A 15,402-nucleotide genomic window follows, 5' to 3' on the forward strand; every position below is an offset into this window, starting at 1 on the left:
CGGTTCGTCGCCAAAGCTCGTATTTCATGGGTGTTCGGCGAGAATTGCACCGCGCACTTTGAACCCGGCGGCGCGCCCGGTAAGATGCCGGACAGAATTTTTCCACCTCGCTATTCAGGACACCCCGCCATGAGCATCAAATCGGACAAGTGGATTCGCCGCATGGCGCAGGAACACGGCATGATCGAACCGTTCGTCGAGCGCCAGATGCGCGGCAGCGATGACAGCCGTGTGATCTCCTACGGTGTATCGAGCTATGGCTACGATGTACGTTGCACCAATCACTTCAAGGTGTTCACCAACATCAACTCGTCCATCGTCGACCCGAAAAACTTCGACCCGGGCAGCTTCGTCGACGTCCACAGCGACGTCTGCATCATTCCGCCGAACTCCTTTGCACTGGCCAGCACCGTCGAATACTTCCGCATTCCGCGCAATGTATTGACCATCTGCCTGGGTAAAAGCACCTACGCGCGCTGCGGCATCATCGTTAACGTCACCCCGCTTGAGCCAGAGTGGGAAGGCCACGTGACGCTGGAATTCTCCAACACCACTAACCTGCCGGCGAAAATCTACGCCAACGAAGGCGTGGCGCAGATGCTCTTCCTTGAATCCGACGAGGAATGCGAAGTGTCCTACAAGGATCGCGGTGGCAAGTACCAGGGCCAGCGTGGCGTGACCTTGCCGCGCACCTGATCGGTCCATCCGACAGATCGCGGGAATTCTTTGGCGGGCAGACACTCTATGGGGTGTACTGCCCGTTTTTGCTTTCGGCAAAACGGGCCTTCGCGAGGAGTGCCCTATGAAGATCGATCCGCAAATCACTGCCGAACTGGCAAGGCTCGAGCCCAATCAGATTGGCGTATTGGCCTGGTCCTTGTTGGCGCATCCGCCACTGAGCATGGCCGGCGGAATTCCCGGACAGCCCGATCCCGATACCCCCAACGAACAACCGACCGAGCCGGGCGAACCGACCCTTCCAGACGAGCCGCCACCGGCACCGGTTGCCTGATCTGCATTGAAAACCAATGGCCAGTCAGATGAGGTCTGTGAAGACGTCAACTGACTGGCCATATTTCGTTGTCACCGATGACGAAAATTCTGCAGCTTTGCTCCTTCTCGACCGGATATCCCCCGGTAAACGCGCCAAAGGCCGGCAGCAGGCTGATGCCTTCGCTGAGTCTGAAACACGCCAGGCGCAAGCTTTGTCGGCCCTTGCCATGTAACCGATAGACCGGATGCACATGACCGGCCAGTACGTGTCGTTCAGGATGCGGGTCCGGTTCATGTTGCAGGGCGAATGGCCCGATCAGCAGCGGTTCGGGCACGACCCGGATATTCAGCGATTCCGGCGGATCGCCCGCCCGTTTGTCGTGATTGCCGCGGATCAGCGTCATCGGCAGATCAACATGGCGCGCACGCCATTCGGCCAGTTCGCGCAAAGTCCCCACGGCATGCGAGCCGGGTCCGTGGAGAAAATCGCCAAGGAATATCAGCTGTCGGCAGGGCATTTTCGCCAGCAATCGGTCAATCACTGCAATATTGCTCGCGGTAGTGCCTTGCGGGACCGGTTGACCGAGGCTGCGGTAGGCGGCGGCTTTACCGAAATGCACATCGGCAATCAGCAAGGCCTGTTGCGCCGGCCAGTACAGGGCCTTTTCCGGCAGCAACCAGAGGTCTTCACCCGCCAGTCGCACAGGGTAGGGCGCGTTCATCGGTGTTTGCCCTTGTCGGCGGATTTTTCCAGGTCTCCAACCATCCGTCTGATGCGGTCGGCGAGTTTCTCTGAACTCATGCTTTCGCGCATGCGCTCCACCAGCAGTGGAAACCCCAGGGGTGTAGGACGCTTTATCTGATGCACGTCGAGTTTCATCCGGTTGATGTGCTCCAGTGTCTGTTCCAGACGTTGAATATCCAATTCCTCTCGTAGGACTTCTTCCCCGGCCTGTGCGAGCAACAGGTTGTCGGCGTCGTATTGTTTGAACACTTCGAAGAACAAACCGCTGGACGCCTGTACCTGCCGGGTGCTTTTCGGCGCACCGGGGTAACCGGCGAAGACCAGCCCGGCAATCCGGGCGATTTCACGGAAGCGTCGCAACGCCAATTCGCCTGCGTTGAGGCTGGCCAGTACATCCTTTAACAGGTGATCGGCGTTGAACAGTTGTGTATTCAAATGCTCGGCCCAGTCGACGGGCGTGGCGCTGAGCAATTCCAGGCCGTAATCGTTCACCGCGATCGAGAACGTCACGGGCTGGCGCTGGCTGACACGCCAGGCCAGCAGGCTCGCCAGCCCCAGATGCACCTGGCGCCCGGCAAACGGGTAGAGAAAAAGGTGCCAGCCTTCGCGGGATTTCAGCACTTCGGCCAACAGATTTTCGGCGGTGGGCAAGCCAGACCAGTGCATCTGCGTTTCCAGTAACGGTCGCAACGCCTGCATTTCCGGGCCGACAAACTCACCCTGCGCGGCGGCACTGAAGCGCCTGACCACGGCTTCGGCCAACTCGTTGGAAAGTGGCATCCGCCCGCCATTCCAGCGCGGCACCGCGGCTTTCTTCGCCGTGCTGCGTTTGACGTAAGCGGTCATGTTTTCCACCCGCACCAACTCCAGCAAACGCCCGGCGAAGAGAAAACCGTCACCCGGTTTAAGCCGCGCGATAAAGCCTTCCTCGACACTGCCCAGCTGCTTGCCACCGCCGCCCTTGCTCCAGAATTTCAGATGGATGCTCGCGTCACTGACGATGGTGCCGATGCTCATGCGATGGCGCCGCGCCAATCGCGCATCCGGTACGCGCCAGACGCCGTGCTCGTCCGGCTCGACCCGGCGGTAATCCGGATAGGCTGTCAGAGACATCCCGCCATGGCGTACGAAAGCCAGCGCCCAGCTCCAGTCAGCGGGTGTCAGGTCGCGATAGGCCCAGGCGCCGCGGACTTCTTCGTACAACTCTTCAGGAGTAAACCCACCGCCGAGGGCCATGCTGACCAAGTGTTGCACCAGCACATCCAGCGGTTTGTGCGGTGACAGGCGTGGTTCGATGCGCCGTTGTTCGACGGCATCGCGGGCGGCGGCGGCTTCGATCAACTCAAGGCTGTGCGTCGGCACCAGCGTCACCCGCGACGTGCGCCCCGGTGCATGGCCCGAGCGTCCGGCACGTTGCATCAGGCGCGCGACACCTTTGGCCGAGCCGATTTGCAGTACGCGCTCGACGGGCAGGAAATCCACGCCCAGGTCCAGGCTTGAAGTGCAGACTACGGCTTTCAAATGCCCGTTCTTCAAGGCCTGTTCGACCCAGTCGCGAGTCTCGCGAGACAGGGAGCTGTGATGCAACGCGATCAGCCCGGCCCAGTCCGGCCGTGCCTCCAGCAGCGCCTGATACCAGATTTCCGATTGCGCCCGCGTATTGGTGAAGACCAAGGTGCTGGCGCAAGCATCCAGTTCGGCAACGACCTGCGGCAGCATCTTCAGACCGATATGCCCGGCCCAGGGAAAACGCTCGATGGCCGGTGGGAGGAGGGTGTCGACCTTCAGCGTTTTTTCGCTTTGCCCCTGAATGCTGATGCCGCCGCCCTGTGGGATCAGCACCTGCTCGGCGTGGGATTGATTACCCAGGGTGGCCGAGACGCCCCAGACGATCAGCTCAGGCTGCCAATGCCGCAGGCGGGCGAGGGCCAGTTGCAGTTGCACGCCGCGCTTGTTGCCGAGCAGTTCGTGCCATTCATCGACGACGATCATGCGCAGAGTCGACAGCGCTACCTGTGCATCAGCGCGGGCGAGCAGCAGGGTCAGGCTTTCCGGGGTGGTGATCAGCGTGGTCGGCAGGCGTCGGCTCTGGCGAGCGCGCTCGCTGCTGCTGGTGTCGCCGGTGCGCAGGCCGATGTTCCACGGGATCTGCAGGTCATCGACCGGTGTTTGCAAAGCGCGCGCGGTGTCGGCGGCGAGGGCGCGCATGGGGGTGATCCACAGCACGGTCAGCGGTTCGGCCGGTGATTTGCGTTTGCGCGGTGTTTCGACGGCAGGCTGCGAGCGCGCGAAGCGATTGAGCGCGGCAAACCACACGGCATAGGTTTTACCGGCACCGGTGCTGGCGTGGAGCAGGCCGGATTCGCCTTTTTTGACCGCCGCCCATACATCTTTCTGAAAGGCGAACGGCTTCCAGCCGCGGGCGCTGAACCAGATTTTTGCCAGGTCGGAGGATTTCGCCATGCGGGCTGCGCGCGCTCTGGAGGGGTTCTTCCAGTGACCACATCAGTTGGCGAAAGGTTTAATCAGGGTGACCGTGTAGGAGCTGCCGAAGGCTGCGATCTTTTGATCTTGTTTTGTAGAGATCAAGATCAAGATCAAAAGATCGCAGCCTTCGGCAGCTCCTACAGGGGAACGTGGGCTACTTGAGGTTTCCGCTGAGGAATTGTTTGAGGCGTTCGCTTTTCGGGTTGCCGAGGACTTCCTCGGGGGCGCCTTCTTCTTCCACCAGACCTTGATGCAGAAACAACACCTGGCTGGAAACCTTACGAGCGAAGCTCATCTCATGGGTCACCATGATCATGGTCCGGCCTTCTTCCGCCAGCCCTTGAATCACCTTCAACACTTCACCGACCAATTCCGGATCGAGCGCCGAGGTCGGTTCATCGAACAACATCACCTCAGGCTCCATCGCCAGCGCCCGGGCAATCGCTACGCGCTGTTGCTGGCCGCCGGAGAGAAACGCCGGGTATTGATCGGCCACTCGCGCCGGCAAACCAACCTTGTCCAGATAACGCCGCGCACGATCGTCGGCTTCCTGTTTGCTGCAACCCAACACCCGGCGCGGGGCCATGGTGATGTTTTCCAGCACGGTCATGTGGCTCCACAGGTTGAAATGCTGGAACACCATCGCCAGCCGCGTGCGCAAACGTTGCAGTTCATCGGCATCGGCGACGTGCATGCCGTGGCGGTCGGTGACCATGCGGATCGCTTGGCCATCGAGGCTCATGGCGCCGTCGTTGGGTTGTTCGAGAAAGTTGATGCAGCGCAAAAAGGTGCTTTTGCCCGAGCCGCTGGCACCGATCAGGCTGATCACGTCGCCGGTCTTGGCCTTGAGCGAAACGCCTTTGAGCACCTGATGGTCGCCATAGCTTTTGTGCAGGCCTTCAACGGTCAGTTTGTACATGGGACAGACATCCTCAAGGCGAAAGTAGGTAGCCGCTGCGATAGGCTTCAGCGCCCGCGACGTGGGCGATGACCATGCCGGCAGTGGCCATGCGTCGCAGCGAACGGGCGTACATCACGCCGGCGCTGGTGCAATGAATGGGGGTGACCCGGTCGTGGATAGGGTCGATGATTTCGGCGATCTGCTGCCCGGCTTCGAGGTATTGCCCCGCCGTGGCGGTATACACCAGCAGGCCGCCGACCGGGGTGGTCACCGGTTCCACACCGGCCAGCGGCGTGGCGGGGAACGGCAGCGGTGGTTGCGGTTTGGTCTCGCCGACGATCGCATCGGACTGGATCAGATAATCGATCAGTGCCTGGCAGTCGCGGCTGGCGAGCGGATGAGTAACGTCACCCTGGCCGCGCAACTCGACGGTCACGGAGAAACTGCCCAGCGGAATCTCGAAGTGTTCGCCGAAGCGCTCTTTCAATTGCCACCACAGCAGCGTGAAGCATTCGTCGAACGACTGACCGCCGGAGTCAGTGGCCAGCAGGCTCGCCTGGGCTTCGATATAGCGCGCCAGCGGTTCGACCTGCGGCCACGCTTCGGGCGTGGTGTAGAGGTGAACCACCGATTCGAAGTCGCAGTGCAAGTCGAGCACCATATCCGCATCACAGGCCAGCCGTTGCAGGATCAGGCGCTGGGATTGCAGTTGCGTGCTGGCAGTCTGGCGGGCGAGGGCATTGCGCAGATGGCTGCGGATCAGTTCAAGGTTGTGCTGTGCATCGTCATTCAGCCTGCCCTCGATAGCGTTGCCGATTTCCTCGCTGAGGTCGACGAACCAGCGGTTGAAGTTCTGCCCGCTCTCCAGTTCGTAACGGCCCAGCGGCACGTCCATCAGCACTTGTTCGAGGCCGACCGGGTTGGCCACCGGCACCAACACGATTTCGCTGCGCAGGCGGCCGGCGGCCTCCAGCTCGGCCAGACGCTGTTTGAGATGCCAGGCGACGAGCATGCCCGGCAATTCGTCGGCATGCAGCGAAGACTGAATGTAAACCTTGCCCTTGGCCTGTTCCGGGCCGAAGTGGAAGCTGTGGATCTGTCGTGCGGTCCCCGGCAGCGGGGCCAGCAAGTCATGAATCAGGTGGCGCATTGCAAAGGTGTCCTAGTGAGTCGGCCCGAGGAAAGCCAGCCATCGGCGTTCAGCAAGGCGGAACAAGCCGACCAGCGCAAAGGTAATGGTCAGGTAGATCAGCGCGGCGATGCCGAACGACTGAAAAGTCAGGAAGGTCGCCGAGTTGGCGTCCCGGGCGACTTTCAGGATGTCGGGGATGGTCGCGGTGAAGGCCACGGTGGTCGAGTGCAGCATCAGGATCACTTCGTTGCTGTAATACGGCAACGAACGGCGCAGCGCCGACGGCATGATCACGTAGGCATACAGCTTCCAGCCGGTCAGCCCGTAAGCCTTGGCCGCTTCGACCTCGCCGTGGTTCATGCTGCGGATCGCCCCGGCGAAAATCTCCGTGGTGTAGGCGCAGGTGTTGAGGGCGAAGGCGAGGATCGTGCAGTTCATCGCATCGCGAAAGAAACTGTCGAGCAACGGCTGCGCACGCACGGCGGCCAGGCTGTAGATCCCGGTGTAGCAGATCAGCAACTGGATATACAACGGCGTGCCACGGAACAGGTAGGTGTAAAACTGCACCGGCCAGCGAATGTAGAAGTGCGGCGAAACCCGTGCAATCGACAGCGGAATCGACACCAGGAAACCGAAGAAGATCGAGGCGCTGAGCAGCCACATCGTCATCGCCAGCCCGGTAATGTTCTGGCCATCGGTATAAAGGAAGGCTCGCCAATATTCCTGCAAAAGTTCGATCATCGTACGGCCTCCCGGGCACCGGCGGCGTAGCGACGTTCGAGCCAGCGCAGGATGAAATTCGAGGCACTGGTGATCAGCAGATAGATCAATGCGGCGAGAACCAGGAAGTAGAACAGTTGATAAGTGCTTTTACCGGCGTCCTGCGCGGCTTTGACCAGATCGGCCAGACCAATGATCGACACCAGCGCGGTGGCCTTGAGCATCACCATCCAGTTGTTGCCGATACCCGGCAGGGCGAAGCGCATCATTTGCGGAAACACCACGAAGCGAAAGCGCTGGCCGCGTTTGAGGCCATACGCGGTGGCCGCTTCAACCTGTCCGCGTGGCACAGCGAGGATCGCGCCACGGAAGGTTTCGGTGAAATACGCACCATAGATGAAGCCGAGGGTCAGCACCCCGGCGCTGAATGGGTCGATTTCGATGTATTCCCATTCCAGATAATCGGTCAGAGACGTCAGCCAGGTCTGCAGGCTGTAGAAGATCAGCAGCATCAGCACCAGATCCGGCACCCCGCGAATCAGCGTGGTGTAGAGCTGCGCGGGCAGGCGCACCAGTTTGACTTTTGACAGTTTGGCACTGGCGCCAAGCAGGCCGAGCAACACGGCCACCAACAGCGACAACGCCGATAATTTGATGGTCATCCAGGTGCCTTCCAACAGCAACGGGCCAAAACCCTTGAGGCTGAAGGCGGAGAGCCCCAGATTTTGTAAGAGGTTTTCGAACATAAATCAGCAACCTGAGCGGATGGAAAAGGCGCCCATCGAGGATGGGCGCCGGGGCATTATTTGCCGCTGTACAGATTCAGATCGCCAAAGTGTTTCTTTTGAATCTCGGCGTATTTGCCGTCATCGTGTAACGCTTTGATACCTTTATCTAAAAGCGCTTTCAGCTCAGTGTTACCTTTCTTAATACCGACAGCGGTTTTGGCTGGCAGCAATTCGCTGTCGACTGGCTTGCTGACGTCATAGTCGGCGCCCTGTGGCGACTTCAAAAAGCCCAGTTCGGCTTGCAGCATGTCCTGGATACCGGCGTCGAGACGGCCAGAGGTCAGGTCGGAATACACCTGATCCTGGTTCTGATAGGCCTGGGTTTTCACGCCGGCCTTGTCCAGCACGGCTTTGGCGTAGGCTTCTTGAATGGTGCCCTGCTCGTAGCCGACGGTTTTGCCCTTGAGGGATGCGACGTCTGCGGTGATACCGGAGCCTTTTTTGAACACATAAGCGGTCGGGCCGGAGAACAGCTCGCTGGAGAAGTCGATGACTTTTTCGCGGGCCGGGGTCACGGTCATCGACGAGATCACACCGTCGAATTTGTTGGCCTTGAGGCCCGGAATCATGCCGTCGAAGTCACTTTCGACCCACTTGCACTTGACCTTCAGTTCGGCGCAGATCGCGTTGCCCAGATCGATGTCGAAGCCCACCAGGCTGCCGTCGGCCGCTTTCGACTCGAACGGTGCGTACGAAGGGTCAACGCCAAAGCGCAACTCTTTGTATTCCTTGGCCAGCGCGGAGCCAGCGGCCATGCACAACGCCAGTGCAGAAAGGGTCAGCAATGCTTTTTTCATTATTCAATCCCTAAGAACCAATATGAGCGCTTGTGGCGCAGAATTATTGTTACTGGAACGCGTACGACCTATAGAAAGTAGCAATTTCCGAACCAGAGTCCCGAACAAGTGTTTTAAAAGGTTGGGCGCGGAGGGATGAGGGCGTTTGAATGCCCGGAAATGGGCATTGCAGAAAGCATGCACTGTTTTGTGGCTGATCGTTCCCATGCGCAGCAAAGGAATGCCTCAACGGACGCTCCGCGTTTGGCTTTTGGGGGGACGCGGAGCGTCCCAGGCTGCATTCCCACGCGGAGCGTGGGAACGATCAATGTCCGGGAGATTGGGGTCAGGCCAACAGATCTTGCAAGGTCGCGAGGCTATCCGCTTCTTCCACGGTTTTATCCTGCCGCCAGCGCAACATCCTCGGGAAACGCACCGCGATGCCGCTCTTGTGCCGCCGCGACAGGGCGATGCCTTCGAAGCCCAGCTCAAACACCAGACTCGGTTTCACGCTACTCACCGGCCCAAATTTCTCCACCGTGGTCTTGCGCACAATGCTGTCGACCTGGCGCATTTCTTCATCGGTCAGCCCCGAATAGGCTTTGGCAAACGGCACCAGCGCGCGTTGGCTGGACTCGGGTGGGCCGTCCCACACGGCAAAGGTGTAATCGCTGTACAGGCTGGCCCGCCGACCATGACCGCGCTGGGCGTAAATCAACACGGCATCGACACTGAACGGATCAACCTTCCATTTCCACCACACGCCCATGTCCTTGGTGCGGCCGACGCCGTACAGCGAATCCCGCGCCTTGAGCATCATGCCCTCGACACCCAAGCGCCGCGATGACTCGCGCTGGCGGGCGAGGTCGAACCAGTCGCTGCCGGTCAGCACCGGTGAGGGCAGTAATACCGGGCTGTTACAGCGGCCGATGACGTCTTCCAGTTGCGCGCGACGTTTGGCCTGCGGCTGGTTGCGCCAGTCTTCGTCCTGCCATTCAAGCAAGTCGTAAGCGAGCACCACCACCGGCACGTCTTCGAGGATTTTCTTGTCGAGGGTTTTGCGGCCGATGCGTTGTTGCAGCAAGGCGAAGGGTTGCACCGCCGCAGGTTCGGTCGATTGCGGATCGAAAGCATCTTCAGTACGCGGATGCGTGCTTTTCCACACGACGATTTCGCCGTCGATCACCGTGCCGTCGGGCAAGCCGTGTACCAGCACTTCCAATTCGGGAAAACGCTCGGTCACCAGTTCCTCGCCCCGCGACCAGATCCACAGCCGGCCTTCACGCTTGACCACTTGTGCACGGATGCCATCCCATTTCCATTCAATTTGCCAGTCGCTGGCCGGGCCGATCAGCGCTTCGAATTCTTCCACCGGTTGCGACAAGGCGTGGGCGAGGAAAAACGGGTAGGGCTGGCCGCCGCGCTGGGCATGCTCATCGCTGGATTCCGGGGCGATCAGTTTCAGGTAGCTGGCGGCGCTCGGCCGATTGGACAGGTCGGTGTAGCCGACCAGACGCTGCGCCACGCGTTTGCTGTCCAGCCCGGCCATCGACGCCAAGGCGCGGGTAACCAGCAGTTTCGAGACGCCGACGCGGAAACTGCCGGTGATCAATTTGATGCACAGCATCAGGCTCGATCGATCCAGTTGCGCCCACAGGGCGGGCAGTTGTCGGCTGAGGTATTCCGGAGTTTCACCGCGCAGCGGCAGAAGTTTGTCTTCGATCCATTCGGCGAGGCCGGCGTCGGAGCTGTGCAGGTTTTCCGCGAGTACCAGAGAAATGGTTTCCGCCAGGTCGCCGACCGCTTGATAGCTTTCCTCGAATAGCCACGGCTCGAGGCCGGAGACTGAGACGGCGAGTTCGCGCAGGATTCGGACCGGCACCAGTTGCCGGGGCCGCCCCCGGAGAGGAAGTACACCGCCCACGCGGCGTCATGCGGTTCGGCCTGGGCGAAGTAAGTTTGCATTGCCGCCAGTTTGGCGTTGCTTGACGTGGTCGCGTCGAGTTCGGCGTACAACTCGGCGAATGCTCTCATGCTGGCATCTCGGCGATGGTCGGTTCGGTGGCGAGGTTTTCTTCTTCGTCATCGCCGTATTCGGTATTGAAACCCTGGGCATCCAGACCCTGTTCGCGCAGATGCCGCACGAGCACGCCGATCGAGCCGTGGGTGACCATCACCCGCTCTGCGCCGGTTTGCTCAATGGCCCAGAGCAGGCCGGGCCAGTCAGCGTGATCGGAAAGCACGAAACCACGATCGACGCCGCGCCGCCGCCGGGTGCCGCGCAAACGCATCCAGCCGCTGGCGAACGCGTCGCTGAACTCGCCGAAGCGACGCATCCAGGTGCTGCCTCCGGCCGAGGGCGGAGCGATGACCAGGGCCTGGCGCATGATCGGATCGCTTTTTTTCAAGTCGCCGGCGTAGATCGTCGGCGGCAGGTACACACCAGCCTCGCGGTAGACCCGATTCAGCGGTTCGACCGCACCGTGGCTGAGGATCGGGCCGAGGGATTCATCGATGCCGTGGAGAATCCGCTGGGCCTTGCCGAACGAGTAACAGAACAACACGCTGGCCTTGCCGGCGGCAATATTCGCCGCCCACCACTGATTGATCTCGCTGAACACCTGCGCCTGTGGTTGCCAGCGGTAGATCGGCAGGCCGAAGGTCGATTCGGTGATAAAGGTGTGGCAGCGCACCGGTTCGAACGGGGCGCAGGTGCCGTCCGGTTCGATCTTGTAATCGCCGGACGCGACCCAGACTTCGCCGCCGTATTCCAGACGCACTTGGGCCGAACCGAGCACGTGGCCGGCCGGATGAAAGCTCAAGGTGACACCGTGGTGCGTCAGGCGCTGGCCGTAGGCGAGGGTTTGCAGGTTGATGTCTTGCCCCAGACGCGCGCGCAAAATCCCTTCGCTGGCGCTGCTGGCGAGGTAATGCTGGTTGCCGGTACGGGCGTGATCGCCGTGGGCATGGGTAATGACCGAGCGCTCGACGGGGCGCCACGGATCTATGTAGAAATCTCCCGCAGGGCAATAAAGGCCTTCGGGGCGGGCGATAACAAGGTCCATGTCGTTACCAGAAATGGGGGGCTTGTTAGCTATGAGGTTGGCGCGTGTCCGGAAGTTCTATCGACTTTGAAGAGCAACCCTCACCCCAGCCCTCTCCCAGAGGGAGAGGGGGCCGACCGAGGTGTCTGGCGATTGACATCGACCTGAAAAAACCGAGTCGAGCACAGATTCTGGACCAGATCAAAAGCCCCTCACCCCAGCCCTCTCCCGGAGGGAGAGGGGGTTGACCGAGGTGTCTGGCCAGCTACATCGACCTGTAAGACCGAGTCGATTACGGATTCGGCAAGGCACGAACCGAGTTGATTCTGGATTCGGCAGTGCACGTTCAGGTCGGCGTATGACTCAAGCATCCCCAGTCAGTCCCCTCTCCCTTTGGGAGAGGGTTAGGGTGAGGGGCTTTTGCCGTTCAGCTTATTTGCCGGGAGTTAGGGTCAAACGAGTTTTGCCATAGACCCGATCAAAGTTCTGCGGCTGCATCGGCAAGCCGATGTACTGGCCCTTCAGCCACGCATCGATGCCATTGAGGTAGTTCGGGCTGACCGGATTACCCGATTGTCCCGTACCGTTCTGGCCCATCAGCGGCTCAGCCTGACCGAAGTCAACGATGAAGCGCATCGACGGCGCGCGGGTGGTGGTGAAATCCTGACCCCAGGTGAACGCCGAAGTGTTCAACGTGGTGTGATCGCCACCCGCCGCCAGAGGCCCGCGCACGATCTGTCCATTGCTGTTCTTCCACGCATAGCTGTGCAATTTGCCCCACTGCCAGGCCCGGTGATCGCCGCCCAACTGACTGTCGCCAGCGCTGATCGCCGCCGCGAAGCTACGGGCAAGAGTCAGCGCTTTATCCTCTTTCTGCGGCGTGCGAATGTCATCCCAGAACGGACTGTCTTCGCGTCCCAACAGATGATCGGCCTGCGCTGCGTAGGACAAATCACCATTGGCAATAAACGCTTTCCACGCCGCGCTCGATTCCGGGCCGAGTTCGTCGAGGAAGATCTGCTTCATGCTTTCCTGCAGGAACAACTCATAGATCGCCGCATCCGCCGAGGTCGGGCTGAGCTTGCCGTCGAACGCCATCAACCGCGTGAACGCTTCACGCGCCTTGCTGCGATCCGCTTCCGGCAGAGCGTCAATCGCCTGTTTCAGCGGTTGTTTCATGCCCGGTGCTTCGAAGACTTTCTTCAACTTGGCGGCGAAGGTGGTGGTCTGGTCGTATTGCATGGCGATCACGCTACGGCTGTCGTGCTTGCCGCTGCCGGCCAGCTCCGCCAGACGCTCGCCACGCTCCGGCGCCGCCCAGGAGTTCGACAACTGCATGCCGTAACCGTGTGGAATCACGCGCTGGTTGGCGGTGCCGAGCCAGCCTTGTGCCGGGTCCTGATCGTACGGGTGCAGCATCGGGTCGGCGTAACCGTCCCAGTCATAGCGACCTTCCCAGCCCGGCGATGGCAGCAAACCTTCGCCTTCACGCCGATTGGGGAAACGCCCGGTGACTTGCCAGCCAATGTTGCTCGCATCGGCGAACACCAGATTCAGGGCGATGGCGCGGATTTCACGGCTGGCATCCGAGGCGCGCTCGACGGTTTGTGCGCGGGTCAGGTCAAAAAATGCGTCCAGCGATTTATCGTCAGTGAAGCTCGGGGTTTGCAAGGCCAGACCGAAACCGCTGCCTTGCGCCGCCGCTTGAGCGCTGTTGAGCAACGCGCCGTGACGGGTTTCGTACACCGCTTCGCGAATCGGCCGCTGGCCTTTGACGAAGTAGGTTTCGTTGCGCACGCCCAGCGGTTGCCATTTGCCGTTGACCTCGTAGGTCAGGCTGCTGCCCTGGCGACGGATTTTTTCCAGGAACAGATCCTGGTTATCGCCGAGCACGCTGGTCGTGCTCCACGCCACTTTGCCGTTGAAGCCACCGAGGACCAGCGGCAAACCGGCGACGGTGACGCCCGCCGCCTGATATTTCGGCGCGCGGATCTGCACGAAGCTCCACAGCGACGGCGCGGCCAGCGGCCCATGGGCGTCGCTGGCCAGCAGGCTCTTGCCGCTGCGGCTGCGTTGCGGGGCGATCGCCCAGTTGTTTGAAGACGTGGTGCCCAGCAGGTTCAGCGCCGACAGTTGCTGGCTGGCGTTGCTCAGCTCGGTCAGACCGGGGATTTGCCCGTTGAGCTTGAGGCCTTGCAGCTTGTCGGCCTCGGCCAGTGGCAGGTTTTCGTCCGGCGCGGACGGCGTCAGCCAGGCCAGTTTGTCGCTGGTCACGGTTTGCGCGAGCACCAAGGATTCAATTTCTTCCGGCAGGTTGGCCGACTGGCTGAAATTCAGCAGGGCGAAAATCAGTGCCGAATCTTCCGGCTTCCAGTATTCAGGCTTGTAACCGCTGGAGGCGAGATCGCCCGGCAACTTGTCGGCGTAGCGGAACAGGTAGGCGTTGACACCCCGCGCATAGACTTCGAAGAAACGCTTGAGGCGTGGCGACGAGGCTTTGTACAGCTCGCCGGCGCTTTTCTTCAGATTGACCGCGCGCATGTAGCGGTCGGCGTCGAGCATCGACGCGCCGGACATTTCCGCCAGACGGCCCTGAGCGAGCAGGCGCAAGGTGACCATCTGGTTGATGCGGTCGCTGGCGTGCACATAGCCGAGGCTGAACAGCGCGTCGTGGAAAGTATTACTTTCGATCAACGGCATGCCCATGGCATTGCGGCGTACCGACACGTTCTGCGCCAGGCCCTTGAGCGGTTGCACACCGGAGGTCGGCGGGAGGGTGTCCTGAGCGTTCCAGGTCTGGCAACCGGACAGGCCCAAAACACCGGCCACTGCTGCGGCAACGCCGAACCGGGGAAGAAAATGTGTGAGGGCTGGCGAGGCCATGGCAAAGCTCCTGCGGGGGGTAGCGTCAGTAAAGGCGCTACGTTAGTGAGCAGGAGGGTGCCGCGCAAGCGGGCGACAGAGTTATTTCTTCAGTTCTCGACGATCGTTTCAGCGCGCAGCAAAGGAATGCCTCAACGGACGCTCCGAGTTCGGCTTTGAAGGGACGCGGAGCGTCCCGGGCTGCATTCCCACGCAGAGCGTGGGAACGATCAGAATCACGGCGATTCAGGACTTCGGTGGATTGATTTTCTGCACCAACGCGTAGGCCTTCACTGTCGCTGGGCGATCCTTGATGTGGTTGAACCAGCGCTGCACATGGGGGAAGTCTTCGAGATTCTGACTCTGCCATTTGTGCGAGACGATCCACGGATAAATCGCCATGTCGGCAATGCTGTATTCGCTGCCGGCGACGAATGCGTTATCGGCCAGTTGTTTGTTCAATACGCCATACAGCCGCGCCGTCTCATCAATGTAGCGCTTGATTGCATAGGGGATTTTTTCCGGTGCGAACTGGCTGAAATGGTGATTCTGTCCGGCCATCGGCCCCAGTCCGCCCATCTGCCAGAACAGCCATTGCAGCGCCGTTTGCCGACCGCGCAGGTCTTTGGGCAGAAACTTTCCGGTTTTCTCCGCCAGATACAAAAGAATCGCCCCGGATTCGAACAGCGACAGCGGCTCGCCACCATCGGCCGGTTCATGATCGACGATGGCCGGAATGCGGTTGTTCGGCGCGATTTTCAGAAAGTGCGGCTGGAACTGCTCACCCTGGCTGATATTGATCGGATGGACGTTGTACGGCAGGCCGGCTTCTTCAAGGAACAGGGAGATCTTGTGGCCGTTGGGGGTGGTCCAGTAATACAGATCGATCATGGAAAACTCCAAAGCAGAAATGGACGTGTGTGCGGACAGCAAACGCCGGCGTCAGGTCGTCCC

Annotated in this window: 12 protein-coding genes and 1 pseudogene; 2 read left to right on the forward strand and 11 right to left on the reverse strand. The window is 60.6% G+C overall.

The genetic code is table 11. The annotated features are described in order from the left end of the window. The first annotated feature begins 129 nt into the window (after window positions 1–129). Together dcd and ACZZ0A_RS02750 are read left to right on the forward strand one after the other, a co-directional pair. Window positions 130–696, forward strand: a complete 567-nt coding sequence (gene dcd, locus ACZZ0A_RS02745; RefSeq protein WP_007918616.1) for a dCTP deaminase — start codon at window positions 130–132, stop codon at window positions 694–696. Window positions 697–802: 106 nt separating this feature from the next. Beyond that, on the forward strand, window positions 803–1,012 hold the full coding sequence (locus ACZZ0A_RS02750; RefSeq protein WP_007918615.1) for a hypothetical protein: 210 nt from the start codon (window positions 803–805) through the stop codon (window positions 1,010–1,012). A gap of 46 nt (window positions 1,013–1,058) precedes the next feature. Here ACZZ0A_RS02750 and pdeM read toward each other — a convergent pair whose 3' ends face one another. The 11 genes and pseudogenes from pdeM to ACZZ0A_RS02805 form a co-directional block, all read right to left on the reverse strand. After that, complete coding sequence (pdeM, locus tag ACZZ0A_RS02755; RefSeq protein ID WP_007918614.1) at window positions 1,059–1,715, reverse strand: ligase-associated DNA damage response endonuclease PdeM; 657 nt, start codon at window positions 1,713–1,715, stop codon at window positions 1,059–1,061. Next, window positions 1,712–4,201 carry a ligase-associated DNA damage response DEXH box helicase gene (locus ACZZ0A_RS02760; RefSeq protein WP_463542485.1) on the reverse strand — a complete coding sequence of 830 codons (2,490 nt, stop codon included), beginning with the start codon at window positions 4,199–4,201 and terminating at the stop codon, window positions 1,712–1,714. The genes pdeM and ACZZ0A_RS02760 overlap by 4 nt, the downstream gene beginning before the upstream one ends. Before the next feature lie 178 nt (window positions 4,202–4,379). Then, a complete protein-coding gene (locus tag ACZZ0A_RS02765; RefSeq protein WP_007918612.1) occupies window positions 4,380–5,144 on the reverse strand; it encodes an ABC transporter ATP-binding protein in 765 nt (254 codons plus the stop codon). A 13-nt stretch (window positions 5,145–5,157) separates the two neighbouring features. Beyond that, window positions 5,158–6,276 (reverse strand): succinylglutamate desuccinylase/aspartoacylase family protein, encoded by a 1,119-nt coding sequence (locus ACZZ0A_RS02770; RefSeq protein WP_095113861.1) that lies wholly within the window; start codon window positions 6,274–6,276, stop codon window positions 5,158–5,160. Window positions 6,277–6,288: 12 nt separating this feature from the next. After that, a complete protein-coding gene (locus tag ACZZ0A_RS02775) occupies window positions 6,289–6,999 on the reverse strand; it encodes an ABC transporter permease (RefSeq protein ID WP_007918610.1) in 711 nt (236 codons plus the stop codon). Next, window positions 6,996–7,724: an ABC transporter permease gene (locus tag ACZZ0A_RS02780; protein WP_007918609.1), complete on the reverse strand. Its 729-nt coding sequence runs from the start codon at window positions 7,722–7,724 to the stop codon at window positions 6,996–6,998. The genes ACZZ0A_RS02775 and ACZZ0A_RS02780 overlap by 4 nt, the downstream gene beginning before the upstream one ends. A 56-nt stretch (window positions 7,725–7,780) precedes the next feature. Then, a complete protein-coding gene (locus tag ACZZ0A_RS02785; RefSeq protein WP_007918608.1) occupies window positions 7,781–8,563 on the reverse strand; it encodes a transporter substrate-binding domain-containing protein in 783 nt (260 codons plus the stop codon). Window positions 8,564–8,888: 325 nt separating this feature from the next. Next, window positions 8,889–10,576 (reverse strand): annotated as a pseudogene (locus tag ACZZ0A_RS02790) (ATP-dependent DNA ligase). Continuing rightward, the gene (locus tag ACZZ0A_RS02795) at window positions 10,573–11,607 is read right to left on the reverse strand and encodes a ligase-associated DNA damage response exonuclease (RefSeq protein WP_007918606.1); all 1,035 of its coding nucleotides are present in this window, start codon (window positions 11,605–11,607) and stop codon (window positions 10,573–10,575) included. The pseudogene ACZZ0A_RS02790 and the gene ACZZ0A_RS02795 overlap by 4 nt, the downstream one beginning before the upstream one ends. A gap of 411 nt (window positions 11,608–12,018) precedes the next feature. Then, the gene (locus ACZZ0A_RS02800; RefSeq protein WP_414916522.1) at window positions 12,019–14,469 is read right to left on the reverse strand and encodes a penicillin acylase family protein; all 2,451 of its coding nucleotides are present in this window, start codon (window positions 14,467–14,469) and stop codon (window positions 12,019–12,021) included. A gap of 225 nt (window positions 14,470–14,694) precedes the next feature. Continuing rightward, complete coding sequence (locus ACZZ0A_RS02805) at window positions 14,695–15,339, reverse strand: glutathione binding-like protein (RefSeq protein ID WP_007918604.1); 645 nt, start codon at window positions 15,337–15,339, stop codon at window positions 14,695–14,697. Between the last annotated feature and the right edge of the window lie 63 nt (window positions 15,340–15,402).

The sequence above is a fragment of the Pseudomonas sp. AC242 genome (genome assembly GCF_979258655.1).